The sequence below is a fragment of the Aeromonas sp. 25-AL00135 genome (genome assembly GCF_054052385.1).
This window is the reverse complement of record NZ_JBSTYQ010000018.1, coordinates 13,982-39,426: the sequence shown is the minus strand read 5'-3', so window position 1 is coordinate 39,426 and position 25,445 is coordinate 13,982. Positions and strand designations below refer to the sequence as shown.

The window sequence follows — 25,445 nt, the reverse complement described above, 5'->3', positions numbered from 1 at the left end:
GGCCCCCTTTTATCGCAGGATAGAATATGGCCAGAGAATTCAGCCGGACCCGTCGGGTCGGACAGCAGATCCAGCGTGAAATTGCGCTGATCCTGCAGCGCGAGGTGAAAGACCCGCGCATCGGCATGGTGACCGTTTCCGATGTGGAAGTGTCCCGTGACCTCAACTATGCCAAGATTTACGTCACCTTCTTGCAGCTGGAAAATGATGCCGAGCGCATCAAGGAAGGCTTGCAGGGTCTGACCGAAGCAGCCGGATATATCCGTAGTCTGCTGGGCAGTGCCATGCGTCTGCGCGTGGTGCCCGAGCTGCGTTTCTACTACGACCAGACCCTGGTCGAGGGGATGCGTCTCTCCAACCTGGTGACCAACACTGTGCGCGAAGACAAGCGTCGCATGGCCGAATCCGGCCGTGACGAAGAAGCTGAATCCGCACCGGATGACACAACTGAGGATAAAGCCTGAGATGTCTCGAAGACGTCGTTTCAAGGGCCGTGATGTGCACGGCATTCTGCTGCTGGACAAGCCGACCGGCCTGACCTCCAACGATGTGTTGCAGAAGGTCAAGCGCATCTACAATGCCGCCAAGGCCGGTCACACCGGCGCACTGGATCCGCTGGCGACCGGCATGCTGCCGATCTGCCTCGGCGAGGCCACCAAGTTCTCCCAGTATCTGCTGGAAGCGGACAAACGCTATGAGGTGACCGCCAAACTGGGCGAGCGCACCAACACCAGCGACTCCGACGGTGAGGTGGTCTCCACCCGTCCGGTGAACGTGGCTGTCGGTACCCTGATCGAGGCGCTGGACCAGTTCCGTGGCCCCATCATGCAGGTGCCCTCCATGTACTCCGCGCTCAAGCACAACGGCCGTCCGCTCTACGAATATGCCCGCGAAGGCATCGAGATCGAGCGAGAAGCCCGTCCCATCACCGTATTCGAGCTCAAACTGCTGAGCTTTGAAGGTGATGAAGTGCGCCTTGAAGTGCACTGCAGCAAAGGCACCTACATCCGCTCTCTGGTGGATGATCTGGGTGAAGTGCTGGGCTGTGGTGCCCACGTGACTCAGTTGCGCCGTACCCAGGTGGCCAGCTATCCGTACGAGCGGATGCTGACTCTGGAGCAACTCGAGTGCATCTTCGAGCAGGCCAAGGCCGAGAGCATCCCGCCGCGCGAGCAGCTGGATCCTTTGTTGCTGCCGATGGACACCGCCGTGGCAAGCTTGCCCGAGGTGAACATGCTGGCGGTTGTGGCTGCCTATGTGAATCAGGGCCAGGCCGTGCAGGTAGCGGGTGCGCCGCAAAGCGGTCAGGTTCGCATGACTGTCGGTCCGGAGCGCGAGTTCATCGGGGTTGGCGAGATTGATGATGATGGCCGCGTCGCGCCCAAGCGACTGGTGCGTTATCACGACGAGGAGTGATCCTCAGGCGGTATCAGCGCGTCTTTCCCGTTTCGCCTCTTTATCGTTGCGAAAAGGGGCGGGGACGATTATGATACCGCCCTCATTTCACGGCTGAATTAGAGATTGGCTGTGAACCTTTAAACACTCTACTGGAGTATTACCATGTCTCTAAATGCTGAGATCAAAGCTCAAATCGTTGCTGACAACGCTCGTTGCGCCAACGACACCGGTTCCCCCGAAGTGCAAGTTGCCCTGCTGACTGCCCAGATCAACCATCTGCAAGGTCACTTCAAAGAGCACTCCAAGGACCACCACGGTCGTCGCGGTCTGCTGCGCATGGTTTCCCAGCGTCGTAAGCTGCTGGACTACCTGAAGCGTAAAGATTCCGAGCGTTATGCTGCTCTGATCGCCAAGCTGGGTCTGCGTCGTTAATCGACCATCAGATTTCGCGAAAAAGGGGAACCGTCAGGTTCCCCTTTTTTATTGCTCTTCAAGCCGTTGCCTGCCTCACAGAATTTGCGTCGCCGCTTACCTTTTGCATCGAATCAAGTATACTTGTGCGCGAATTTAAAGAGCCAAATTGTAAAAAGGAAATTCACGTGAATCCTATTGTAAAGTCATTCCAGTACGGTCAACACACCGTCACTCTGGAAACCGGTGTGATGGCCCGTCAAGCCACTGCGGCCGTTATGGTCAGCATGGACGATACCTGCGTATTTGTGACCGTAGTCGGCAAGAAAGAGGCCGATCATGGCCGTGATTTCTTCCCGCTGACCGTCAACTACCAGGAGCGTACCTATGCTGCTGGTCGTATCCCGGGTGGTTTCTTCCGTCGTGAAGGCCGTCCGAGCGAAGGCGAGACCCTCATCTCCCGTCTGATCGACCGTCCTATTCGTCCGCTGTTCCCGGAAGGCTTCCTCAATGAGGTTCAGGTCGTTGCGACCGTAATGTCCGTGAATCCGGCTGTATCCCCCGACATCGTTGCCATGATCGGTGCCTCTGCTGCACTGGCCATCTCCGGTATCCCGTTTGGTGGCCCGATCGGTGCTGCTCGCGTGGGTTACATGAACGGTCAGTATGTGCTGAACCCGACCACCACCGAACTGCCGCAGAGCGATCTGGATCTGGTGGTTGCCGGTACTGCCAACGCGGTACTGATGGTTGAGTCCGAAGCGGCCATCCTCTCCGAAGAGGTAATGCTGGGTGCCGTGGTGTACGGTCACGAGCAGATGCAGACCGTGATCAAGGCGATCAACGAGTTTGCCGCTGCCGTCGGCACCAAGCCGTGGGACTGGACTCCGCCTGCCGTCAACGAAGCGCTGAAAGCCAAGGTTGCCGAGCTGGCGAGCGCCGAACTGGGTGAAGCCTATCGCATCACCGAGAAGGCAGTTCGTTACGAAACCATCGCGGCCATCAAGGGCCGTGTGGTTGAGCAAGTTATCGCTTCCGGCGTGGAAGAAGATGCCAAGAAGATCGGCGAAGAGTTCCACAGCCTGGAAAGCCGCATCGTTCGTGGTCGCGTAGTACGTGGTGAGCCGCGTATCGATGGTCGCGATCCGGAAATGATCCGCGCCCTGAGCGTAGGTACCGGTATTCTGCCCCGTGCCCACGGTTCTGCCCTGTTCACCCGTGGTGAAACTCAGGCCATCGTGGTCGCCACTCTGGGGACCGAGCGCGACGCCCAGAACATCGACGAGCTGACCGGTAACCGTGCCGATCGCTTCATGCTGCACTACAACTTCCCGCCATACTGCGTCGGTGAGACCGGCATGATGGGTAGCCCGAAGCGTCGTGAAATCGGTCACGGCCGTCTGGCCAAGCGCGGCGTTGCTGCCGTGATGCCGAGCGCCGCCGAGTTCCCGTACGTGGTGCGCGTGGTCTCTGAAATTACCGAATCCAACGGTTCCTCATCCATGGCGTCTGTCTGTGGTTCCTCTCTGGCGCTGATGGATGCCGGTGTGCCGATCAAGGCCTCCGTTGCCGGTATCGCCATGGGTCTGGTGAAGGAAGAAGAAGGTTTCGTCGTGCTGTCCGACATCTTGGGTGACGAAGATCACCTGGGCGACATGGACTTCAAAGTTGCCGGTACCACCGAAGGTGTGACCGCGCTGCAGATGGACATCAAGATCGAAGGCATCACCAAAGAGATCATGGAGATTGCTCTGAAGCAAGCTCGTGGCGCTCGTCTGCACATCCTGAAAGTGATGGACGAAGCTATCCAGGCTCCGCGTGCCCAGATCTCCGATTTTGCACCGCGTATCCACACCATCAAGATCAATCCCGAGAAGATCAAGGATGTGATTGGTAAGGGTGGTTCCGTGATCCGTGCGCTGACCGAAGAGACCGGCACCAACATCGAGCTGGATGATGACGGTACTGTACGTATCTCCGCCGTGGCTAACGAAGCAGCCATGGAAGCGATCCGTCGCATCGAGGCTATCACCGCCGAGATCGAAGTGAACCGCATCTATGAAGGTAAAGTTGTTCGTCTGGCCGATTTCGGTGCATTCGTCAACATTCTGCCGGGCAAAGATGGTCTGGTACACATCTCCCAGATCACCGACGCTCGCGTGCAGAACGTGGCTGACCACCTGACCATCGGTGACGTGGTCAAGGTGAAGGTACTGGAAGTGGACCGTCAGGGCCGCGTACGTCTCTCCATCAAGGAAGCGAACGCTCCGACCGAAGCAACTGCACCTGCTGCTGACGCCGCTCCGGCCGCTGAAGAAGCGCCTGCTGCAGAGTAATCTGCTCGCCTGATACCGGATCGGTTCAGGTTGATGTTAAAAGTCCGGCTCCCCAATGGGAGCTGGACTTTTTTATGGTCAAAACGCGCGATAAGGGATTACTTGCCGAGGATGGCGTATTGCATCTCTTGCAAGGGAAGCACATGGCGGGCAGCTCCCAGCTTGATCGCCTCCTTTGGCATGCCGAAGACCACGCAGGATGCCTCATCCTGGGCATAGGTGTTGGCACCCGCATCCAGCATCTCGCGCAATCCCCGGGCACCGTCATCCCCCATGCCGGTCATGATGATGCCGGTGGCATTCTTGCCGGCATATTTGGCGACGGAGCGAAACAGCACATCCACCGAGGGGCGATGGCGGTTGATAAGCGGCCCGTCGACTACCTCGACGTGATAGTAGGCACCGCTGCGTTTGAGCAGCATATGCTTGCCTCCGGGGGCAATCAGTGCCAGCCCCGGGATCACCCGGTCATTGTTTCTCGCCTCCCGCACTTCTATCTGGCAGACCCCGTTCAACCGCTCGGCAAACATGGCGGTAAATTTCTCCGGCATGTGCTGCACGATGACGATGCCGGGGCTGACCCGGGGCAAGGCAGTCAGCACGGCTTCCAGCGCCTGGGTGCCGCCGGTCGAGGTGCCGATGGCGATGAGGCGCTCGGTGGTTTGTGCCATGGCGTGCTGGTTGGGCGCCAGCATGGCATCCGCGTTGAGCTTGGTGCTGACTGGTACAGAGGAGGGCTTGCCCACGCGCTTGAGGTTGGCCTGGGCCGCGGCACGTACCGCCATGGCCAGGTCGTGGGCAGATTCTTGCAGAAAGCTTTTTATCCCCATGGTCGGCTTGGTGATGATGTCCACCGCGCCGGCAGCCATTGCCTGCAAGGTGGTCTCGGCCCCCTTTTCGGTGAGGGAGGAGCAGATCACCACCGGGGTTGGATGCTCTGCCATGATCTTGGTGAGAAAGGTGATGCCATCCATACGGGGCATCTCCACATCGAGCACGATGACGTCAGGCCACTCTTTCTTCAGTTTTTCCTGCGCAAACAGGGGATCCGATGCTGTGGCGATCACCCGGATATCAGGCTCCTGCTCCAGTACCGCTTGCAATACCTGTCTGACCACGGCGGAATCATCCACCAGCATGACCCGGATCTGCTTCATTCTCGCGACTCCCGTTGATGTGGCAGACGATGATGGCGGAGCCAGACACTGCCGTTGCTGAGCTCAAAGAGCAAGCTTCGGTGGCCGCTATGGCCAAGATGATGAGCCTTGATATCAAGGCCAAGGTGTCGGGTCAGCTGCCAGGCTGCCTGAATATTTTTGGCGGCGACATTGTTGTCGCTCTGTGCGTATTGAGGCTCGGTAAACATGTTGCCACCCCCGAACAACTTGGCCTCATATTCATGGATGGGGGCGGGATAGTGACTGGCCGCTTGCAGCAGCAAGGCGAGGGCCTCATCGGCATAGCGCCCATCCAGCTTGGTTGAGGGATTGCGCCGACTTGGCAGCATGTAGTGACACATTCCTCCCTGTTTCTGCTCCGGATGCCACAAGGTGATGGCAATACAGGAGCCCAGTACGGTTCTGACCACCACATCCTCCTTGCCAAAAAAGAGCTCTCCCGGTTGCAGGATCACCTCCCGAGTCATGACTTATCTCTTCTGATAGATGGAAGGCGAGACAAGCTGCAGGCCGTGGTGCAGGCCATGCAGGCTCTCGGCGTGGCTCACCAGCAGGTAGCCACCGGGTTTGAGTCTGGGTACCAGCCGCTGCAATACTTGCCCTTTGGTCTCCTTGTTGAAGTAGATCATCACGTTTCTGATGAAGATGACGTCAAACATGCCGATGTCCGGCAGATCCTGATTGAGGTTGATCTGCATGAACTGCACCTTGTCCCGCAACTTGCGATCGATGATGAAGATACCCTCCTGCAGGCCCACACCCTTGAGGCAATATTTCATCAAAAAGGGCAGTGGAATATTTTGCGCCCGCTCGATGGGGTAGCGACCGCTCATCGCCTGTTCCAGCACCCGGGACGAGATATCGGAGGCCAGTATCTCCCAGTTGAAGGTGCTGCGTTTTTCCGCGAGGGTCATGGCCAGACTGTAGGGCTCCTCGCCGGATGAGCTGGCAGCGCTCCAGACCCGCAGTGGTTGCTCGGGCGGGAGCGCTGAGACTATCTCCCGCGTCAGAAACTCGAAGTGTTTGGGCTCCCTGAAAAAGTAGGTTTCGTTGGTGGTCAGCAGATCAAGCGCCAGCTGCAGTTCGCTGCTGCGATCGTTCATGATGAGCTGGAAGTAGTCGTCATAACTCTCCAGCTCATAGTGGCAGAGGCGTTTCGCCAGGCGGCTGGCCACCAGCGCCTTCTTGGCTGGAGACAGCTCTATCCCCGCCGTTTGATGAAGCCAGCGTTGGAAGCGGGAGAACTCATCATCATGCAGCTGGGTTTGATACAAAAAACTGTCCCTCTACCTGTGTTGTCGGAGATGGGAGAGGCAACGCCTCTCCCGTGGCTAGAACCGGACAAAATCGCCATCGCCGATGGGGCGTTGGACGGTGGCGGCTCGTTCCCGACTGTTGGCATTGCTCTCGTTCATAAAGCGACCTCGGGTATTGGGGTGAAGATGCGAGGTGGCTGCTTTACCTTCTTTGGCGTGGGCCTCCAGGGTAAAGAACTCCATGGCCAGTTGCAGCTGTTCAGCCTGGCTGCTCATCTCTTCTGCTGTGGCAGCCAGCTCTTCGCTGCAAGAGGCATTTTGCTGGGTAACCTGACTCAGCTGGTTCATGGCCTGGTTGATCTGGCTGACACCGGTGGATTGCTCAACCGAAGCGGCACTGATCTCCTGCACCAGATCCGAGGTCTTGTTGATTGAAGGAACCATCTGATCCAACAAACGACCTGCTTTTTCCGCCATCTCGACACTGCTGGAGGCCAGCTCGCCAATCTCCTGTGCTGCCACCTGGCTGCGTTCGGCCAGTTTGCGCACCTCCGCCGCCACTACGGCAAAGCCTTTGCCGTGATCGCCTGCCCGCGCCGCTTCGATAGCTGCGTTGAGTGCCAGCAGGTTGGTCTGGTAGGCGATGTCATCGATGATGCCAATCCGTCTGGCGATCTGCTTCATGGCATCCACAGTCAGTTTGACCGCTTCTCCTCCCTCTACGGCTTCTTTGGCTGCCTTGCTGGCCATGCCATCGGTGACCTGGGCATTGTCGGTATTCTGGTTGATGCTGGCGCTCATCTGCTCGATGGAGGCGCTGGTCTCCTCCATGCTGGAGGCCTGTTCACTGCTGGATTGGCTGATCGACTGGGCGGTCGCGCTTACCTGCTCGGCGGCACTGGAGAGGTTGTCAGAGGCGCCGCGTACTTCGGTAACAATCTTGGTCAAGGAGGCGATGGTTGTATTGAGCGCATCCTTGGTGGTGCCAAACACGCCGGGGTAGTCCGCCTCAATCTGCTGGGTCAGATCCCCTTTTGCCAGACATTGCACGATCCGGATGACATCGTTGAGGGTACTGTCGATCACGTCGGCAATTTGATTGATCCCTTCTCCCATCGCCTGAAAGAAGCCGCTCTTGCCAGCAAGTTCCATCCTGCGGTGCAGCTCGCCATTGATCACGGCCTGCACAATGTCGGACATCTCTTTCTCTATCATCACCTCCTTGGTTCTGTCGGCCCATTCGACCACGGACCCCAACCGTTCACCGGTATCGTTGAAGACCGGATTGGCGATCAGGGAGAAGGTGCGCCCCCCCAGCTGTATCTGGGTGCGGTAGGTGCTGTTGAGTTTGGCCAGCATGGCGCGCTGATGGCCGGGATTTTTATGAAAGCTGTCGATGTTGGCGCCCATCAGCTGATTGGCGTTGAAGCTGTAGAGCTCTTTCTTGATGTCGGTCTCAGCCTGATTGAGCATGCCGGTCACTGCCTCGTTCATATAGATAATGTCGAGGTTGGTATCGGCAATCATCACGTTGGTACTGGCGCAGTCGAGGGCTTTGCGAACCAGCTGGTTCTCATGGAGCAGCACCTGGTTCTTTTTAATGTCGTTGCGGCTCTGTTCCAGCTTGTCACTGAGCAAGGTGACCACCTCGTTGATGGCATGTCCTACTTCACGCAAGGGGCTATCCATACCGGAAAGATCGAGTGGTGCTGGAACCTGCTCTGCCAGGACTGCGTGTTGCAGCTGGCCGATTGCGTCGAGTAACTGGGTCCGCTGCCTCACTTCGGTGGCATTGTCTCCGAAGAGTTTTCCTAAGAGTGATTGGGTCATGAGCGTTTCCTTATGCTGCATGTCGTGGAGTATGGAGGCCTGTTCAGGAGGGTTGCAGATTGCCTTGTGGCAACCTTGCCTGTGGCTGGGCCAGTTCGCTGAGTTGAGCCATCTCATCGAGTGACAACACTTTCCCGGTATCGATGAGAATGACGAATTTGCCGTTGACCTTGCCCATACCGCTGATGAAATCGGCCCGGATGCGGGCACCAAAACTGGGTGGGGGCTCGATATCTGCTTGTGGGATACCCAGTACTTCCGATACGGAATCCACCACAACGCCAATATCCTGACCTACAGGTTCATCGCCCTGCGGGGCCACCCCCTCAATAATGACGATGCAACTGCGGCGAGTGATGACCGAAGGTGCATTGCCAAAGCGGGCATTCAGGTCGACGACCGACACTACCGCTCCTCTGAGGTTGATTACGCCACGAATAAAACCCGGCATCATCGGAACCGGAGTGATATTGCCGTATTCGATGATCTCTTTGACCCCCAGAATATTGATGGCGAACATCTCGTTGTTGATCAGAAATGTCAGGTACTGGGCATCGCCACTGTTGTTCTCGTCAGCGGCCGCTGATGGCACCGTGATGTCGGTGGATGTATGCATGGTCGCCTCCGGTTAAAAGCGGACAAAATCCGCGTCATCAATGGAATGGGATGATGGTTGATTGGGCTGGCTGGCCCGTTGTGGGGGGGTGATGAAACTGCCTCTGGGAGGCATGCCCTTGTGGCCGGTTTCATGGGTCCTGGTGTTGAGCTGCGCACTTTTCTCCAGAGCAAAAAAGGCCATGGTTTGCTGCAGTTCGCTGGCTTGCGAGCTCATCTCTTCGGCCGTGGCCGCCAGCTCCTCGCTGCTGGCTGCATTCTGCTGTGTCACCTGGTTAAGCTGGTTCATGGCCAGACTGATCTGGTTGGCTGCGCTGGCCTGTTCACCTGAGGCGGCATTGATCTCTTGTACCAGGTCAGAGGTCTTGCGAATGGAGGGGACGATCCTCTCCAGCAGGTTGCCAGCCCGCTCTGCCTTGCTGACGCTGTCGGAGGAGAGCTCACCAATCTCCTGCGCTGCGATCTGGCTGCGCTCTGCCAGTTTTCTCACCTCGGCAGCAACCACCGCGAAGCCTTTGCCATGTTCTCCGGCACGAGCCGCCTCGATGGCGGCGTTGAGGGCAAGCAGGTTGGTCTGGTAGGCAATGTCGTCGATGATGCTGACTTTCTTGGCGATTTGCTGCATGGCGGTCACCGTTTGTTGAACGGATTGGCCCCCTTCGGTGGCCTCCAGTACCGAGTTGCTGGCCATGCTGTCGGTGATCTTGGCGTTCTCGGTGTTCTGATTGATGCTGGCGCTCATCTGCTCGATAGAGGCGCTGGTCTCTTCAACGCTGGCCGCTTGCTCGCTGGTGGCTTGGCTCAATGCCTGCGCCGTGTTGCTTACCTGATTGGAGGCATTGGTCAGGTTGTCGGCGGCGTTGCGTACCTCTTCGATGATATTGGTCAGCGCTGTTATGGTCCGGTTGAGGCCGTCTTTGGTCTGGCCAAAAATTCCTGGGTAGGGCTCATCGATCCGTTGGGTCAGATCCCCCTTGGAGAGCGCGGTGGCGATACGCATCACATCTTCCAGGCTGGTATCTGTCACATGGGAGAGGCGATTCAGCAGCTCGGATACCCGCTTGATATATCCCTGACGATCCTCCAGCGCAATCTTGTGGCTGAAGTCGCCCTGTTCGACAGCGGCGGTGACCAAGGTCTCGATATCCGTGATCAAGGCCCCCAGTTTCTTGACCATGTTATCCATCGCCATCAAGAGCTGACCCGCTTCATCGTTGGACTCTATCCGGATCGATACATCCAGATTGCCCTCAGCCAGACTATTGGCCACGCGCAGAGCCTGTTCGATGGGGGTGATGATGTTTTTGATCAGCAAGGTGCCAAACCAGGCTGCGAGTGCGATGCCGACCGCGATAACCACCGCCATGGTTATCAGCATGACGTCATACCAGGATTGCGCTGCGGTATATTCCGACTTGGCCACATTGAGCTGCAGGTTGACCAGCTCGGTGATTTTGTTGCCTATCGGGTCGATGGAGCCATAGAGGGCACCGTCAAAATTGTTCAGCATGCCAGTAATCATGCCGTGCTGGGTGGCGAGGTATTTCTCCAGCTTGCCAATATCGGTATCGGCCGCGTTGAACAGGGTTGTCGCCTCGGCTGACAAACGCTGTTCATCTGGTGTGAGAGTGGTGGACTGGTAGTGATGCCACTCGTTTTTGATTGTCTGCTGGGCCTGTTGTATCTGCTTCAAAGCCTCTTCTGCCGGGATCAGCCCCGCATTGGCCTTGTTGAGGTTGTCGATGATCGAGACGGCATAGCTGTCGGAGATAGTCTTCAGCTGCTTGAGGGGAACCACCCTGTCGTTGTAAATGCGCTGCAACCCGGTATTGCTGCTCTGCATGTTGTATAACCCGAGGCTGCCAACGGCCAGCAACAGTAGGCAGAGCATGCAGAGCAGTACGATAAGACGCAATTTGATGGTGGAATTTTTTAACATGATGGTCCCCTCAGTTGATGCTGGATTGAGGCAGGTTGCGCGACACTGTCAACCTGTTGAGCTGACAGGATTCCTGAGTGATTGCGTGCTGGATAAGCGAAGGAATGTCGAGGATCAGGGCGACCTCTCCCCCTCCCAGAATGGTTGAACCACTGATGCCCTGCAGGCGCTGGAACAATTTCCCCAACGGTTTGATGACGGTCTGGAATTCTCCCAACAGTTCATCCACCACCAGTCCGGATTTTTTGCCTGCATGGCTGACCACGACAATGTTCTCGCGCCTCCCTTTGCTGCCATTGGTATCGAAGTAGTGTTGCAGGCGGATAAAGGGCAGAACCTCGCCACGCAAATTGATGTAATTGCGACCCTGGGTATCGGCCAGTGCACTCTGGGTCAATTCAACGCACTCGATCACCATATCGAGGGGAATAACGTAGTGGGTGTCGCAGACTCGCACTAGGAAGCCGTCGATGATGGCAAGGGTAAGCGGTAGGCGGATCTGCACACGGGTTCCTTTTCCCGGGATGCTGTCCAGATCGACTGTGCCGCGCAGGGCAGTTATGTTGCGTTTGACGACATCCATGCCCACCCCGCGACCGGAGAGGTTGGTTATCGCCTCGGCGGTGGAGAACCCCGGCTCGAAGATCAGGTTGTATATCTCCTGATCTGTCAGCGTGGTGGTTGGGCTGATCAGACCGCGCTCGATGGCTTTTTGCTGGATCCTAGCTTTGTTGAGACCAGCGCCGTCATCCCGAATTTCGATGACGATACTGTTGGAGTCGTGATAGGCATTGAGATTCAGGGTGCCACGGGGGGGTTTGCCTGCCAGTAGCCGTTGCTCTGCCGATTCGATGCCATGATCCATAGAGTTTCTGACCAGATGCATCAGCGGATCGCCGATCTTCTCTACCACCGACTTGTCCAGTTCAGTCTCGGCTCCGGAGATCACCAGAGTGATATCCTTGTTCAGTTCCTGACTGACATCGCGCACCACCCGCTGGAAGCGGTTGAAGGTATCGCCGATAGGCACCATTCGCAGGCGCAGTGCACTGTCGCGGATCTCTTCCACCAGCATGGCAATGACCGAGGTGGCTTCCTGCAGTTGGCTTTCGCGGGTGCGTTGGGCCAGCAGATTGGCTCCTGAACTGGCGACTACCAACTCCCCGACCAGATTGATTAGATCGTCCAGCTTGTCGGCATGCACCCTGACGTAACGGCCCTCTTTGCTCTTGCTCTCCTTGGTCTGGTTCTGTTTTTTCAGGGCGGCATCGACGACGGCTTCGTTGACAGCACCCTGCGCAATCAGGATCTCCCCGAGTTTGGGCGCTTGTTCTGCCGGTGTCGCTTGTTGTGCTTGCAGACCGCTTGCTAACTCCTCTGCCGTCAGGGCGCCGGTGTTGACCAGCAACTGCCCCAGCATGGCGCTATCTTCCGGCAGAGACTCGATCAGGTTGATGAACTCGGCGATCTTGCTGTGGGGTGGCAAGATGGTGATCTGGCAGTCATCTCTGACAAATTCAAAAACATCGCTGATGGCTGCCTTATCTGCCTGCGAGTCGAAGTCTATCTCGTAGCCGAGGTAGCAATTTTCCGGATCGAACTGCTCCCAATCCGGTAGCGCTTGATGGATGGTCTCCACTGAACATATGGTTCCGAGGGTGCCGAGATAGCGAAGAAATGCGGCCGGATCCATGCCATTGCGCAGCACATCGGGGCCAAAACGCAGGGAGATATGCCACAGGGAGGCGGAGCTGGTAATTCCTCCCTCTTTTTCGATCTTGGGTTCCGGCGTATGTACAGTATCTGGCAGCGTGGCATGGGGGACGCACTGATGACGGGTGAGAGCGAGCCTCAGCCGTTCATCCTGGTTGGCATCGCCATCGCTTAACGTGCTGCCCTGTTCTGCAACGACACTGATGAGCGTCTGGATGTGGTCACAGCTTTCCAGCAGATCCTTGATCAGAGGAGAGGTGACGGTGAGCTGCTGATTGCGGATCTGGTCTAGCAGATCCTCGACAATATGGGTAAACCCGACGATGGGTTGCAGACCAAACAGGCCAGCCGACCCCTTGATAGTATGAGCAGCACGGAAGATGGCACCAATCAGCTCGCTATTGTCAGGGTCAGATTCCAGTGATAGAAGGGCTGACTCCATCTCTTCAAGCAACTCGCGTGCCTCGGCGATATAGGTTTGTAAAGCCTGATCAAGATCGATGCTCACGGTGACTCCTTGTCATGGTGGCTCAGGGCCGTTCGCCATGGGTGATGAGGGTGGGGTCGCCAAAAAAGGCCGAGAGCTGGCAGAGCTCCAGCAGTTCAAGCACAACATGGCTGTGCCAGACCAGCGCCAGGGAGGAGCCTTGCTGCAGAGCGGTTTTCTTCGCTGCCAGCAGCAATTGCAGCCCGGCGCTGTCGATCTCGGATACTGCAGCCAGATTCAGCTCCAGTTCGTTCCCCTGATGCAATAAGGGTGAGAGAGCATCTTTCAGCTCGCTGACTGTATAAATGGTTATCTCGTCCGGCATGGTCACCACTACCTTGTTGTCGAGTAGCTCACTCTGTAGTTGCATGATGCGCTCCGGATCACGGCATGATGAGCTTGGCGACTGCGGCCAGCATCTGTTCGGGCTGGAAGGGTTTGACCACCCAGGCTTTGGCTCCCGCGGCTTGTCCCTCCTGCTTCTTGCTGTCCTGAGACTCGGTGGTCAGCATGATGACAGGGGTAAATTTGTAGTTGGCCAGCTTTTTGGCCTCTTTGACGAAGGTGATGCCATCCATGTTCGGCATATTGACGTCACTGATGATCAGGTTGATCTTCTTGCCATCTAGTTTGTTGAGCGCATCTTTGCCGTCAGAGGCTTCCATGACCTCATAACCGGCTCCCTTGAGGGTCATGCCCACGACTTGGCGAATAGTTGCCGAGTCATCCACGATCAGGATCGTTTTGCCCATATCTCTCTCCTAGAAAAATGTGATGTCGGCACTGCTTGGTTGCGCGTTGACAGAACGGGTGGTGCGACCATGGTGAATATTGCGCTGTTCGTCGGTGGCGTATGAGAGCTCCATCTCTGCCAGCCAGCGATTGGCATCGATCTGGATTGGCCCTGTCGCATTGCTGCTCTGCTCGGAAGCAACCAGATGGCTGGAGAGGCTCTCCATGTTTTGTCTGACGTGGCTGAGGATCTGGCTGACCCTGTCTTGAAATTGAAGCGAGACAATGACGCTGGAGATTTCGCGATGGATATCTGTGCTCTCGTTTTGCAGCAGGGAGGCGGATTCCGCCAGGCTGTCAGTGGCATGGCGAAAACGGGCCAGCACCTGTTCGATTGTCTGCTCCGAATTGAGCGCCGAGGCGTGATCCCGTGCGGCAGCATTTTCGGCAATCTGGAAGGCGCGACCGATAGCAGTATTGATGGTATCAACCTTGTCGGTCATCTTCTGGGCGGTTTCGCTGGAGAGGCGGGAGAGGTTGCGCACTTCATCAGCGACCACAGCAAAGCCACGGCCTGCTTCCCCTGCACGAGCCGCTTCAATGGCGGCGTTGAGGGCCAGCAGGTTGGTCTGGGAGGCGATTTTGGCCACATCCATGGCCATGGTGTTGAGCTCTATGGTGTAGGTGGTCAGGCTTTTTATCTCACCCAGCATGGCGTCCCGATTGGCTTGGGCGGAGTGCAGGATGGCCACTACCTCATTGAGTTGCTGCTGGCTCTCGCTCAAGACTCCTGCCATGCCACGGGAATTGGCATCACCCAGTTCTCCGGCTGCCAGATGAGAAGCATTGACTGCTTCCTCCAGCTTGTTGGCCAAGCCGTTGAAGCGTTGGGTCAGGTCAATCATCGCGGCTTCGGTTTGTTGACGAGAGCTTTCAATTTGCTGGGACCAGATAGGTAGAGCCTTCTCGCACACCTGTTCGAGCCCGATGATGGAGTGGGCGAGAGGATCGGTTGCGACGGTTTGTTCCTCTCCTGCACGATGTCGGAGTGTGTGCTGGTGGAAGTGATTTGATGTCCAGAGCGCGGCGGCAATGGCAACCAGCACATTGAGCAGCAGGTAGAGAGGTGACAGCGCATCGGCAAGCTGCAGCAACAGGCAGCTCAGCAGAGCAAGACCGATGCAGCAAATCCAGCAAACCGGTTCCCAAAGCGGTGTGTTCACGCCACTTTTGTGTTGTGCCATACGTAGCTTATCCCTGTGCAATTACTTGGTAAGAGGTAAAGGCGCAGAACCTAAACAGTCATGGTGCCCCTTGACGCTCTTTTCTTTATTTATAGTTGGCACAATAAGGTTAGCGGAAAAAAATTAATTGGCTGCAAATCGGAGTTGTTTGTATCAGCGATTGCCGTATCAAGCGGCTTGCGAAGTGGGGGCAGAGCCAGGTGGGGATGAAAAGGAGAGAAGGAGCCTGAGGATTCAGGCTCCTGATGAAGATCAGGCCTCGTTGGCGTGGGCCTTCTGGCAACCTTCCACGGCGTGGGCAATCAGTTCCAGCGCGCTCTTGTCACACGGGGGCAGTTCGGCATCGCACGCCTTGATAGGGGTGACGCGATCGCCCCACTTGATGATGGCGGCCCCCCAGGTCAGGCCGGCACCGAAAGCGGCGGTCAGCAGATAGGAGTTCGGCTTGACGCGGCCCTGCTCCAGCGCTTCGCAAAGGGCGATGGGCACAGTGGCGGCAGAGGTGTTGCCGTAGTTTTCGATGTTGACCATCACCTTCTCCATCGGCGCATTCATCCGCTTAGCGAGGGTCTCGATGATGCGGATATTGGCCTGATGGGGAACGATCAGGTCGACCTGCTCCGGCGCAATACCGGCCTGCGCCAGCACAGTGCTGGTGGCTTCACCCATGCCGCGCACGGCCCGCTTGAAGATCTCCGGACCTTCGAAGTTGAAGGTGAACAGCCCATCGATATCGGCAAAACGCACCCGATCGGTACCGAAGTTCGGTACGTGCAGGATCTCCCGCGCTTCGCTGTCACAGCCCAGCTTGTTGGCGATCAGGCCACACTCCTGCTCGCTCGCCTCGATCACTACGGCCCCGGCACCATCGCCAAACAGCACTGCGGTATCGCGGCGCGCCCAGTCCAGCAGGTAGGTGAGGCGCTCGGCGCCAATCACCAGCACCTTCTTCATCATGCCGGTCTGCACCAGCGAGGTCGCGACGGAGAGGGAGTAGACGAAACCGGTGCAGGCCGCATTGAGGTCAAACACGGCGGCGTTGACGGCCCCGAGCTTCTTCTGCACCGCAGAGGCGGCGCTTGGCAGCAGGTTGTCCGGGGTGGCTGTCGCCAGGATGATGCCATCGAGATCGCTAGCTTCCAGACCGGCGCAGGCCAGCGCGCGGCGACCGGCCAGGGTGGCGAGATCCGAGGTACTGACATGGGAGATCCGGCGGGCCTTGATGCCGGTGCGCGGATAGATCCACTCGTCTGACGTATCCATGATGGTGCTGAGGTCGTCGTTGGTCAGCACGGAGGGAGGCAGGCATTTGCCCCAGCCGGTGATATTGGCGTATTTCATCTTGTTACCGCTTCTCAAAGTGGATCGCCCGCGGGCGGAAAATCGTGCAATTATGCCGTACGAGACAACCACTGTCATCTTGTGGTCATGGTTATGTGCAGGGCGAGCGGCTGCGCCATCTGGTCGCAAAGGGCTGTAACGCGCTGAACATGGCAGGAAATTTCGCTTAAAGCGCGGGACTCCTCTGCCCTAAGATAGGCATTTCGCCACCGATGAGGGTATCTCCTTGCTCAGAGCCAATCTCAACTTGTTGCCGACCCTCAAGGTGCTGCTGGAGACCCGCAATATCAGCCGCGCCGCCGAGCTGCTGCACCTGAGCCAGCCCTCCATCAGCAAGCAGCTTGCCCAGTTGCGCAGCGAGTTTGACGACGAGTTGCTGGTGCGGGAGGGGCAACGCTGGCTGCTGACGCCACGGGCCGAACTGTTGGCTGCCCAGCTGGCGGATTCTCTCGGTGCGCTGGAGCGGCTCTACGAGGCGCCCGGGTTTGACCCGAGCCGCTGCGAGCGGGTATTTCGGCTCGCCTCTTCTGATTATGTGGCTCAGCATATCCTGCCCGATATCTGCGCCGCGCTCGCCAAAGAGGCGCCGTTGGCGGCGCTGGAGTACAGCCTGTGGGACAAACGTCAGCTGCCGCAGTTGTGGCAGTCCGAACTGGATCTGGTCTCCACCATCACCGAACAGGTACCGGAGCAGATACGCGGTCTGCATCAGGGGGAAGATCGGCTGGCGGTGTTGATGGGACGTCATCACCCGCTGGCGGGCAAGGCGCTGAGTCTCGATGACTATCTCGCCTGGCCTCACCTGCAGGTGAGCGGTGGTGGCGACAAGGACAGCCCGGTGGAGCAGGTATTGGCGCCGCAGGGACTGAGTCGACGCTGGTTTGCCAGAGTCCCCTTCTTTCAGGCGGCAGTGGAGGTGTTGCTGCGCACCGATTGCCTGATGACCACTCCGGCTCATATCGCCTGGCAGCTTTCCTGCGGCCATGAGCTCACCTTTGTCGATCTGCCATTTGCTACCCGCGACCAGCAGTATCATCTGCTGTGGCATCAGCGCCACCATCAGGATCCGGCCCACCGCTGGTTTCGCGAGCTGGCCTACCCCTTCCTGCGGGATCACCTGCAACGTACCGTCGGCGAGAGTCGCAAGCTGCTCGATCTCGGCGGTTAGCCCCGGTCAGTTGTGTGGCGTTATAGCCATGGGTTATGGGTTCTATTCATAACTTTCACTACTGGCATAATGGCTCAGCCCGTACCCTGAATGCAGGTCATCATATCGAGCATATAAAGAGGAAATGCATGGAACTGACGAGTTGGCTGGCACTGGCCGCAATCTGCGTGATGGGGGCCATCAGCCCGGGGCCGAGTCTGGCGCTGATCATCCGCAACACGGTGCAGGGCGGGCAGGGGCACGGCGTCGCCACCGCGCTTGGCCACGGCCTCGGGGTTGGTATCTATGCGCTGGTCACGGCGCTTGGCCTCTCCATTTTGATCACCCAGACCCCGATCCTGTTTGATCTGATCCGCTACGGCGGCGCCGCATTTCTTGCCTGGCTCGGGGTGAAAGCCCTGCTGGCAAAACCAGCCAGCGGCGAAGCGAGTGAAGAGGTGCATCAATTGCGTGGTCGGCAGGGGGCCTTTGAAGGTTTTATGGTGGCTTTCCTCAATCCCCAACTGGCGGTTTTCTTCATCGCCCTGTTCAGCCAGTTTGTGCGAGCCGATACCGGCTGGAGCGAAGGGGGCATCATGATGCTTACCGCTGGCGGGATCGATGCAGTCTGGTACGTGCTGGTGGCGCTGGTGCTCTCCCGCGGGCCTGTGCTGGCGTGGCTTAAAGCCAAATCCTTTGTCATCGACAAGGTGAGTGGGCTGGTGCTGCTCGGGCTGGCACTCAAGGTGGTCATGTAATCCTGTATTTCGCAGATACCTTAAGCGGGATCAAGGCACGCGGGTGGTGAATGGGCTAGAGTAGCGCCCATTTGCTGTCCGCCCTGATCCCGAGACCATGCACCAGAACAAGCACCCGTTAAGCCACAACAACCGGTTGGAGCTGCTGGCTCCGGCCAAGAACCTCGCCTACGGCATCGAAGCCATCAACCATGGGGCCGATGCCGTCTACATGGGGGGCCCAGCCTTTGGCGCCCGCAGTGCGGCAGGCAACACCATTGAGGATATCGAAGCGCTGGCACGTCACGCCCACCGTTTCGGCGCCCAGGTTTTTGTCGCCTTCAACACCCTGCTGCACGATCATGAGCTGGAGCAGGCCCGGCGGCTGACCCACCAGATCTACGAAGCCGGTGCCGATGCGCTCATCGTGCAGGATATGGGGCTGCTGGCGCTCGATCTGCCACCCATCGCCCTTCATGCTAGTACCCAGACCGACAACCGCACGCCGGAGAAGGTGAAGTTTCTGCAGGATGTGGGCTTCTCTCAGGTGGTGCTGGCGCGCGAACTGTCTCTTGCGCAGATCCGCGAGATCAGTACGGCGACCAATGTGCAGCTGGAGTTTTTTATCCACGGCGCGCTCTGCGTTTCCTACAGCGGCCAGTGCAACATCAGCCATGCCCGTACCGGTCGCAGTGCCAACCGCGGCGAGTGTGCCCAGCTCTGTCGCTTGCCCTGCTCGCTGCAAAAGCCGGACGGTGAAGTGCTGGTGGCCGACAGCCACCTGTTGTCGCTCAAGGATATGGATCAGACCGACAACCTGGAGGCCTTGATCGAGGCGGGGATCCGCTCCTTCAAGATTGAAGGGCGTCTCAAGGGGCTCGACTACGTCAAAAACGTCACCGCCTGGTATCGGCAGAAGTTGGACGCCATTCTCGATAGTCGCTCCGATCTGGTGGCTGCCTCGGCGGGTCGTTGCAGCTACAGCTTCACGCCAGATCCCAAAAAGAGCTTCAACCGCGGCAGCACCGATTACTTCCTCCATGGCCGCCAGCAGGGGATCGATTCCACCAAGAGCCCAAAATATGTGGGCGAGCCGCTGGGGCGGGTCACCAAGGTGACCCGTGACGGCATCGAGATTGATGGCAAACAGGTCACCCTCAACAACGGCGACGGTCTGGGCTTCTTCAAGCCGAATAACGAGCTGGTGGGGATGCGCCTCAACAAAGTCGAAGGTAAGCAGTTACTCCTGTCAGAGCGTATGCCGGGGTTGAAGGTAGGCACCGAAATCTACCGCAACCACGATCAGGCCTTCAGCAAGATGCTGGAGAAGGCGAGCGCGGATCGCCGTATCCGGGTCGATATGGTGCTGGCAGAGTGCGATGAGGGCGTGAGCCTCACGCTCACCGACGAGCAGGGCATCAGCGCCATGGTGACGCTGTCTTGCGATAAACAGCCTGCCGACAATCCGGAGCGGGCGCTGCAGCAGGCGCGGGATCAACTTGGCAAACTTGGCAATACCCTCTTTGTGGCGCGCAAGATTGAGTTGGCAGTAACGAGGCCGCTATTTATCGCCGCATCACAGCTCAACGGTCTGCGTCGGGAGGGTATCGCCGCGCTGGAGGCGGCGCGGGTGGCCAGCTACCAGCGCCCCGAGCGACGCATCGCCCTACGGGATATCAGCTATCCCCAGCACCGTCTCTCCTACCTTGGCAATGTGCTGAACAGCGCGGCCGAGCAGTTCTTCCGCGAACACGGGGTGGAGCGTATTGCTCCCGCCTATGAGGCGAACAAGGAGGAGCGAGAAGTGGTGCTGATGATCACCAAGCATTGCATCCGCTATAGCCAGAACCTCTGCCCGAACGAGGTGCCAGGTCTCAAGGCCGAGCCGCTGGAGCTCAAGATGGGTAAAGACACCTTCCGCCTGCGTTTTGACTGCAACCGCTGCGAAATGCAGGTGATGGGGAGTTTGAAGCGCTAGTAAATAAGTCCTCATACACTGTGCGAGGCGCACAGTGTATGAGGGCGTTCTAAAAAGTTGTCTATTTTTGTCTCTTAATGAATAAAATCAAGCTAGGTTAGTTTTTCAAGTTTTTTAGTCCAAGGGGTTGTCTGGCTGAGTTTTTGACTTGGCAGAATTGTGACACTAAAGACAGTTATGTAATTATTTCTATGTAAAAATTTGGTTTTATTTCCACACAAATACATTCATGATACTCTAATTTAATCGTGTAGTAAGCATGTAATAGTTTGTGGAGTATTGAATGGGTGTTTTTAAAGTAAAAAGAATAGAATTGCAAAATGTAAAGTCTTTTGATGGTAAAGTATCGTGTGAGCTAAATGATAGCGCCACAGTAATATCATTTTCTGGGCGAAATGGCTCAGGTAAATCAACTCTATTGAAAGCAGCTTATTTGGTTCAGAAAGGGTTCTTTTCGCTAAGTCTTGGCGAGAATCATAAACGGATGTTTAATCAAGACGCAGAGCGCTTTTTGAACGCTGATGGTTCATTTATTAAAGTCACTATTGATGTGGCGGGTGAAGATGTTTCCGTTGAAGTAATAAAGAAAGGCGATGAGATATTAGTAGAATGTAGTAATCAAGATGTATTGACTACGCATTGGAATATTTTTGAGCCAAAAAATATATTTTTGTATGTTGATGCAAGTAAGGGTTTTTCAGAAGAAACTTTACTTTTTGATGAGATAGATATTTCAAAAAACAGTAAGCTAGAGTTAACGCTTCTTGCCATATTTAATCCAGAAAGATTATTTTCTGGAATATATCAGCAATTAGTGAAAGATTATGTTAATGATCGACTAATACCAAGTAAACCAGATCGATTACTATACTTTAAAGTTGCCTCTAAAATGTTCACATCACTTATACCTAATGTGGAGATTAAAAATTTTAGTGGAAATCATAAACCTGGAGAATTTGTTCTCTTGGGAAAAGCAAATACGGATAAGAGAAAGCCATTATATGATGTTAGAGAATTCAGCTCTGGCGAGAAAGCGCTTTTAAGCACGTTATCTTTCCTGTGTATTTCAAACTCTGTTAGTTCCATCTTTATAGATGAACCGGAGAACCACTTTCATGAAGGGCTATTGCTTGAGTTTATAGCACTTCTTTATAAACTCTGTGATGAAAATGGAATACTTTCTTGGTTCGATAGCCAATTAGATTTTTCTATAAAACGAGAGTGGCTTGAAAAAGATTATAAGAACTACAAAATCAATCAAGTCGTTTTGTCAACTCATTCCAAGACGCTAATATATAAAATTTTTTCTATGGGTGTTAATTACACTGTGTCCGATGGTGTAAACGAATTAATATATGAAAGTGCCGAGGATAACTTACGAGGTCTCGGGTTGAGCTCTATTCATAGAAAGGTCATTTTTGTTGAAGGAAAAGACGATCATGAGGCACTTGAATATATATTTAAAGGTGAGAACTTAATTATAAAGCCATTAGGTGGTAGTCAACATGTCATCGAAATGTTTTCAAGGCTTGCTGATATAAATAGTCATATTTATGATATGAAATTTGTGTTTCTTGTTGATTCAGATAATAAGCCAGAGAATTTCTTTGATAATATAAGGTCAAAAAACACAAAGTTTTATGATGCATCATTTATAAAAATGAACTGCCATGAACTTGAAAATTATTTTTTAGATCCAAGATTGTTTCTTGAAAAAATAAATGAATATCTCTCTGTATCAGATGTCAATAGGCCAGATATTACGCTTGAAAGTATTGATAATAAGATTGTTGAAATTGCTAGAGGTACGCAGCATGCAACATATAAAAAAGAAATCTCTCTCCATTTGCAGCATGTTGTAGAAAGATACTTTTCTGAACGTATTTGGGGAAGTAGCTCATTTGACTTTTCATCTAAAGAGACTGCATCTGAAGAAATCTCATCGTCAGTTATTTCTGAATCTGGGATGTTAACTCTAAAAGCACAATTGCATGAGGCGATAAGCACATCATTTGGGCAGTATTCTGGTATTTCCAATTCTGAGTTAATTCGTCGTTGTGATGGAAAGAAAGTATTTAATATAGCATCAAACTACTTTGCAAAAGATATTGGGATAGAGCATAAGACATTTAAAAAAGCATTAATTAAAAAAGCGTTATCTAGCAATGTAGGCGATTTGGCATCACTTATAGATGAAATAAAAGAAAAGTTAAAATAGAATTAAAAATAATAATACGATGGATGATTTTGTATAATCACTCGCTTGCTGTGGGTTATTATGCGATATTTATTGTTGCCAATTAGGACCCTAATCTTTCGATTAATAATAGCGTTTTTTTGATCTCCAATCCCCCCGCATAGCCGGTCAGGCTGCCGTTTTGGCCGATCACCCTATGGCAGGGAACGATGATCGAGAGTGGATTGCGACCGTTTGCCGCCCCCACTGCCCGCACCGCATCGGGTTTGCCGATAGCACGGGCGATATCGCTGTAGCTGCGAGTTTCGCCGTAGGGAATATCACACAATGCTTGCCACACCGCTTGCTGAAAAGCGGTGCCGCGAGCCGCAAGGGGCAGGGAGAAGCGCTGCAAGCGACCGGCAAAATAGGCGTCAAATTCGGCGAGGAAGGGGGCCAGAGCCTCGCGCTCTTGTTGCCAGCCACTCATATCGGGCAGTGCCCGCAGGCCCGCCACAAAGTCCACGTGCACCAGACCGGATTCATTGATGGCGACCAGCAGATCGCCGCAGCGGGTCGGCAGGATATCGTAGCGGATCATGGGGTTATCTCCTGTTGTGGGTTATCCGGTTGGTTTTCGTTGCCAGTGGCACGGAGCTGCAAATCGGGCGCTTCGCTCATGGCGTGCCACAGCCAGCTGGCCGCATAGCTGCGCCACGGTTGCCACGCCGCACTTTGCGCCAACACCTCTTTTACCGGCAGCTTGGTGCCGCCTCCGAGTGCCTTTTGCAGCACCAGATCGGAAGCGGGGAAGGCATCGGTATCCATCCCGCAGCGCAGCCGCCAGTAAGAGACCGTCCAGGGGCCTATGCCTGGTAGTGCCAGCAACTGCTCATCACTGGCTGTCGTGAGGGTCAGCTCACCGCTGGTCAGTGCCTTCGCCACTCCCCGCAGGGTACGAATACGGCTGCCGGGCATGCCGATGCCGTCGAGATCGAGTTCGCACAACTGGGCGGGGGTCGGTAGTTGCTCCACCCCGAATTGCGCCTCGGTACGGGCTACCAGTCGCCCGAGTATGGTGATGGCTCCCTTGACCGAGACCTGCTGGCCGACGATGGCGCGCAGCATCACCTCGTATTCGTCCCAGCCACCCGGCAGTCGCACGCCGGGCCAGCGCGCCTGCAAGCGGGCGAGCAGCGGATCCTGACCGAGCAGATCACCGATCCGCTGCATGTCGGCATCGAGATCCCACATCCGGCGCACCCGATAGAGCAGATCGGGCAGTGCTGCGAGCGGCAGATCATGGACGGTAAGCTGCAGGCTATGCCCCTTGCCCTGCGCGATACGCACCAACGCGACCTGATCACCGACCCGGTAGCGCCGCTCATACACCTCACCATCCACCTGCTCCAGCCCGGGGATCGCCCGGAGCCGATAGAACGCCAGCATGGCCGCCACGTCATATGGGGGGTGGTAGGGCAGTTGCAGTGTCAGGGTTGCGCCGCGCGGCTGCGCGCTCATGTGCTCTGGCGCATGATCCTCTTGTTGGCGCAGGTTTCGCGGGGCCAGTCCGTAGGCGTTGAGCCAGGCGTCATTGAAGCGGCGGATGCTGGCAAATCCGGCGGCAAACGCGATGTCTGTAATGGGCAGCCCGGTTTCGGTCAGCAGCCGTTTCGCGAGCAGCAGGCGGCGCGTCTGCTCCACCTGTTTTGGTGAGGCGCCGAGATGTTGCTCGAACTGGCGGCGTAGCGTGCGTTCGCTGATCCCGGCCTCAGTGGCGAGTTCAGCGAGCGTGCCCTCCGCCAGCTCGCCGCGATCGATGCGTGCCAGCAGATGTGCCAGTTCAACCGGCAGATCGCCACGGGCGGCGGGGGCCAGCTCAGGGCGGCAGCGCAGGCAGGGTCGCAGCCCATACTGCTCGGCGGCCGCGGCGCTTTGGAAGTAGCGCACATTGTGCTCGTGCGGTGGCCGTGCCGGGCAGACAGGCCGGCAGTAGATGCCGGTCGAGAGCACGCCGGTAAAGAAGCGGCCATCGAAGCGAGCATCGCGGGCGAGCCGTGCGGCGTGACACTGCTCGCGGCTGAGGGTGTTGATCACCTCATCCGGTGACGACTCAGGGCTGTGCTTTGCATTCATGGTGTTGGCAGCTTTGCTGGAATAGATGGCAAGAGAGTAAGGGGGCGCGGAGGCCGTGACTAGCCAGAAACGGACAGGGATAGCAAAAATTGGCCAAAGGTTTTTTTGCTCTTTTATTGCACGGTTGGGTTTCACTCTTCGCTCCGTTGTTGTCCATATGTCGCGGCTCGATAGAAGGGGGCATAACGGATGTCGATTGACCTAGCTTTATTTGCTTGGCGAGATTAGTGGCGGTGAAAACTGCTTAAAAATTAATAACAGATCACATAACTATCTTTTTTACATTGAGTGTGGTGATTTTGTGTTGTTCAATCGAGTCAGTTAATTTTTGATGATTATTAAGTCATCACATCTGCGGCCTTAGGCCGACCAATAACAACAACACTTGCCAAGGATGATAAGTGAACGACTGTAAGGCATGGCGCCATTGCCGGGGCTTTAGTCTGATCGAGTTGTTGATCGCCATGACGGTTGTCAGCATTCTCGCGGCCATCGCGTTGCCAGCGTATCAGGGTTATCTGCAACAGGGACGTCGTTACGAAGCGCAGCAGCAATTGCTGGAGCAGGCGCTCGCCCTCGAACGTATCTATACCCAACAGGGCCGTTATCCAGACACGTTTGCTACCCCTTCCAACACGGATTTCTACCAGTTCAGCTACAGCCAGCAAGATGCTGGCGACTACCTGCTCAAAGCCATTCCAACGACGCGACAACAGGATGAGTGCGGCACTCTGACCCTCGATCAGACCGGTTATCGCGCGGCCAATCGCCATGACTGCTGGGGATCATAA

Annotated in this window: 22 protein-coding genes; 9 read left to right on the top strand and 13 right to left on the bottom strand. The window is 55.9% G+C overall.

Annotated features, from left to right (window positions below):
- Positions 1 to 26 precede the first annotated feature (26 nt).
- The 4 genes from rbfA (at position 27) to pnp (ending at position 4,145) form a co-directional block, all read left to right on the top strand.
- The gene (gene rbfA / locus ACW5XC_RS16435; protein ID WP_005338799.1) at positions 27 to 464 is read left to right on the top strand and encodes a 30S ribosome-binding factor RbfA; all 438 of its coding nucleotides are present in this window, start codon (positions 27 to 29) and stop codon (positions 462 to 464) included.
- Between the two features lies 1 nt (position 465).
- Positions 466 to 1,416 (top strand): tRNA pseudouridine(55) synthase TruB, encoded by a 951-nt coding sequence (gene truB / locus ACW5XC_RS16430; protein WP_005343551.1) that lies wholly within the window; start codon positions 466 to 468, stop codon positions 1,414 to 1,416.
- Between the two features lie 144 nt (positions 1,417 to 1,560).
- Positions 1,561 to 1,830: a 30S ribosomal protein S15 gene (gene rpsO / locus ACW5XC_RS16425; protein ID WP_005338797.1), complete on the top strand. Its 270-nt coding sequence runs from the start codon at positions 1,561 to 1,563 to the stop codon at positions 1,828 to 1,830.
- A 167-nt stretch (positions 1,831 to 1,997) separates the two neighbouring features.
- Positions 1,998 to 4,145: a polyribonucleotide nucleotidyltransferase gene (gene pnp / locus ACW5XC_RS16420; RefSeq protein ID WP_042054188.1), complete on the top strand. Its 2,148-nt coding sequence runs from the start codon at positions 1,998 to 2,000 to the stop codon at positions 4,143 to 4,145.
- Between the two features lie 98 nt (positions 4,146 to 4,243).
- On the opposite strand, the gene ACW5XC_RS16415 is transcribed toward pnp, so the two are convergent.
- From ACW5XC_RS16415 to ACW5XC_RS16365, 11 genes are all read right to left on the bottom strand, one after another.
- The gene (locus tag ACW5XC_RS16415; protein ID WP_005338795.1) at positions 4,244 to 5,302 is read right to left on the bottom strand and encodes a protein-glutamate methylesterase/protein-glutamine glutaminase; all 1,059 of its coding nucleotides are present in this window, start codon (positions 5,300 to 5,302) and stop codon (positions 4,244 to 4,246) included.
- Positions 5,299 to 5,790 carry a chemoreceptor glutamine deamidase CheD gene (gene cheD, locus ACW5XC_RS16410; RefSeq protein ID WP_005349556.1) on the bottom strand — a complete coding sequence of 164 codons (492 nt, stop codon included), beginning with the start codon at positions 5,788 to 5,790 and terminating at the stop codon, positions 5,299 to 5,301. The genes ACW5XC_RS16415 and cheD overlap by 4 nt, the downstream gene beginning before the upstream one ends.
- A gap of 3 nt (positions 5,791 to 5,793) precedes the next feature.
- Positions 5,794 to 6,597, bottom strand: a complete 804-nt coding sequence (locus ACW5XC_RS16405) for a CheR family methyltransferase (protein ID WP_042054189.1) — start codon at positions 6,595 to 6,597, stop codon at positions 5,794 to 5,796.
- A gap of 57 nt (positions 6,598 to 6,654) precedes the next feature.
- On the bottom strand, positions 6,655 to 8,409 hold the full coding sequence (locus ACW5XC_RS16400; protein ID WP_042054190.1) for a methyl-accepting chemotaxis protein: 1,755 nt from the start codon (positions 8,407 to 8,409) through the stop codon (positions 6,655 to 6,657).
- A 43-nt stretch (positions 8,410 to 8,452) separates the two neighbouring features.
- Positions 8,453 to 9,025, bottom strand: coding sequence for a chemotaxis protein CheW (locus tag ACW5XC_RS16395; RefSeq protein WP_042054191.1), 573 nt, complete (start codon positions 9,023 to 9,025; stop codon positions 8,453 to 8,455).
- Between the two features lie 12 nt (positions 9,026 to 9,037).
- Positions 9,038 to 10,963, bottom strand: a complete 1,926-nt coding sequence (locus ACW5XC_RS16390) for a HAMP domain-containing methyl-accepting chemotaxis protein (protein WP_042054192.1) — start codon at positions 10,961 to 10,963, stop codon at positions 9,038 to 9,040.
- Between the two features lie 10 nt (positions 10,964 to 10,973).
- Positions 10,974 to 13,184, bottom strand: a complete 2,211-nt coding sequence (locus ACW5XC_RS16385; RefSeq protein ID WP_042054194.1) for a chemotaxis protein CheA — start codon at positions 13,182 to 13,184, stop codon at positions 10,974 to 10,976.
- 22 nt (positions 13,185 to 13,206) lie between these two features.
- The gene (locus tag ACW5XC_RS16380; protein ID WP_005358513.1) at positions 13,207 to 13,533 is read right to left on the bottom strand and encodes an STAS domain-containing protein; all 327 of its coding nucleotides are present in this window, start codon (positions 13,531 to 13,533) and stop codon (positions 13,207 to 13,209) included.
- A gap of 13 nt (positions 13,534 to 13,546) precedes the next feature.
- Positions 13,547 to 13,915, bottom strand: a complete 369-nt coding sequence (locus ACW5XC_RS16375; protein ID WP_005338778.1) for a response regulator — start codon at positions 13,913 to 13,915, stop codon at positions 13,547 to 13,549.
- Positions 13,916 to 13,924: 9 nt separating this feature from the next.
- On the bottom strand, positions 13,925 to 15,139 hold the full coding sequence (locus ACW5XC_RS16370) for a methyl-accepting chemotaxis protein (RefSeq protein ID WP_042054196.1): 1,215 nt from the start codon (positions 15,137 to 15,139) through the stop codon (positions 13,925 to 13,927).
- 252 nt (positions 15,140 to 15,391) lie between these two features.
- Entirely contained in the window at positions 15,392 to 16,480 is a 1,089-nt protein-coding gene (locus ACW5XC_RS16365) for a ketoacyl-ACP synthase III (RefSeq protein WP_021230362.1), read from the bottom strand.
- A gap of 226 nt (positions 16,481 to 16,706) precedes the next feature.
- Between ACW5XC_RS16365 and ACW5XC_RS16360 the strand changes: the two genes are divergently transcribed.
- The 4 genes from ACW5XC_RS16360 to ACW5XC_RS16345 all read left to right on the top strand — a co-directional run bounded on the left by ACW5XC_RS16360 (position 16,707) and on the right by ACW5XC_RS16345 (position 22,560).
- The gene (locus tag ACW5XC_RS16360; RefSeq protein WP_042054197.1) at positions 16,707 to 17,648 is read left to right on the top strand and encodes a LysR family transcriptional regulator; all 942 of its coding nucleotides are present in this window, start codon (positions 16,707 to 16,709) and stop codon (positions 17,646 to 17,648) included.
- Between the two features lie 128 nt (positions 17,649 to 17,776).
- Positions 17,777 to 18,385: a LysE family translocator gene (locus ACW5XC_RS16355; protein WP_042054198.1), complete on the top strand. Its 609-nt coding sequence runs from the start codon at positions 17,777 to 17,779 to the stop codon at positions 18,383 to 18,385.
- A 97-nt stretch (positions 18,386 to 18,482) separates the two neighbouring features.
- Entirely contained in the window at positions 18,483 to 20,342 is a 1,860-nt protein-coding gene (locus ACW5XC_RS16350; protein WP_042054199.1) for a peptidase U32 family protein, read from the top strand.
- Between the two features lie 283 nt (positions 20,343 to 20,625).
- Positions 20,626 to 22,560 carry an AAA family ATPase gene (locus tag ACW5XC_RS16345; RefSeq protein WP_074042693.1) on the top strand — a complete coding sequence of 645 codons (1,935 nt, stop codon included), beginning with the start codon at positions 20,626 to 20,628 and terminating at the stop codon, positions 22,558 to 22,560.
- 82 nt (positions 22,561 to 22,642) lie between these two features.
- On the opposite strand, the gene ACW5XC_RS16340 is transcribed toward ACW5XC_RS16345, so the two are convergent.
- Positions 22,643 to 23,119 (bottom strand): methylated-DNA--[protein]-cysteine S-methyltransferase, encoded by a 477-nt coding sequence (locus ACW5XC_RS16340; protein WP_042054201.1) that lies wholly within the window; start codon positions 23,117 to 23,119, stop codon positions 22,643 to 22,645.
- Entirely contained in the window at positions 23,116 to 24,654 is a 1,539-nt protein-coding gene (locus ACW5XC_RS16335; protein WP_042054202.1) for a DNA-3-methyladenine glycosylase 2, read from the bottom strand. The genes ACW5XC_RS16340 and ACW5XC_RS16335 overlap by 4 nt, the downstream gene beginning before the upstream one ends.
- Before the next feature lie 401 nt (positions 24,655 to 25,055).
- Here ACW5XC_RS16335 and ACW5XC_RS16330 point away from each other — a divergent pair, with 401 nt between their 5' ends.
- Positions 25,056 to 25,445 carry a type IV pilin protein gene (locus ACW5XC_RS16330; protein ID WP_042054203.1) on the top strand — a complete coding sequence of 130 codons (390 nt, stop codon included), beginning with the start codon at positions 25,056 to 25,058 and terminating at the stop codon, positions 25,443 to 25,445.

Coding starts and splice junctions, on each gene's coding strand:
- rbfA (WP_005338799.1), top strand. CDS start 27: ATGGCCAGAGAATTCAGCCGGACCCGTCGGGTCGGACAGCAGATCCAG.
- truB (WP_005343551.1), top strand. CDS start 466: ATGTCTCGAAGACGTCGTTTCAAGGGCCGTGATGTGCACGGCATTCTG.
- rpsO (WP_005338797.1), top strand. CDS start 1,561: ATGTCTCTAAATGCTGAGATCAAAGCTCAAATCGTTGCTGACAACGCT.
- ACW5XC_RS16415 (WP_005338795.1), bottom strand. CDS start 5,302: ATGAAGCAGATCCGGGTCATGCTGGTGGATGATTCCGCCGTGGTCAGA.
- cheD (WP_005349556.1), bottom strand. CDS start 5,790: ATGACTCGGGAGGTGATCCTGCAACCGGGAGAGCTCTTTTTTGGCAAG.
- ACW5XC_RS16400 (WP_042054190.1), bottom strand. CDS start 8,409: ATGACCCAATCACTCTTAGGAAAACTCTTCGGAGACAATGCCACCGAA.
- ACW5XC_RS16395 (WP_042054191.1), bottom strand. CDS start 9,025: ATGCATACATCCACCGACATCACGGTGCCATCAGCGGCCGCTGACGAG.
- ACW5XC_RS16390 (WP_042054192.1), bottom strand. CDS start 10,963: ATGTTAAAAAATTCCACCATCAAATTGCGTCTTATCGTACTGCTCTGC.
- ACW5XC_RS16380 (WP_005358513.1), bottom strand. CDS start 13,533: ATGCAACTACAGAGTGAGCTACTCGACAACAAGGTAGTGGTGACCATG.
- ACW5XC_RS16375 (WP_005338778.1), bottom strand. CDS start 13,915: ATGGGCAAAACGATCCTGATCGTGGATGACTCGGCAACTATTCGCCAA.
- ACW5XC_RS16370 (WP_042054196.1), bottom strand. CDS start 15,139: ATGGCACAACACAAAAGTGGCGTGAACACACCGCTTTGGGAACCGGTT.
- ACW5XC_RS16365 (WP_021230362.1), bottom strand. CDS start 16,480: ATGAAATACGCCAATATCACCGGCTGGGGCAAATGCCTGCCTCCCTCC.
- ACW5XC_RS16355 (WP_042054198.1), top strand. CDS start 17,777: ATGGAACTGACGAGTTGGCTGGCACTGGCCGCAATCTGCGTGATGGGG.
- ACW5XC_RS16350 (WP_042054199.1), top strand. CDS start 18,483: ATGCACCAGAACAAGCACCCGTTAAGCCACAACAACCGGTTGGAGCTG.
- ACW5XC_RS16345 (WP_074042693.1), top strand. CDS start 20,626: ATGGGTGTTTTTAAAGTAAAAAGAATAGAATTGCAAAATGTAAAGTCT.
- ACW5XC_RS16340 (WP_042054201.1), bottom strand. CDS start 23,119: ATGATCCGCTACGATATCCTGCCGACCCGCTGCGGCGATCTGCTGGTC.
- ACW5XC_RS16335 (WP_042054202.1), bottom strand. CDS start 24,654: ATGAATGCAAAGCACAGCCCTGAGTCGTCACCGGATGAGGTGATCAAC.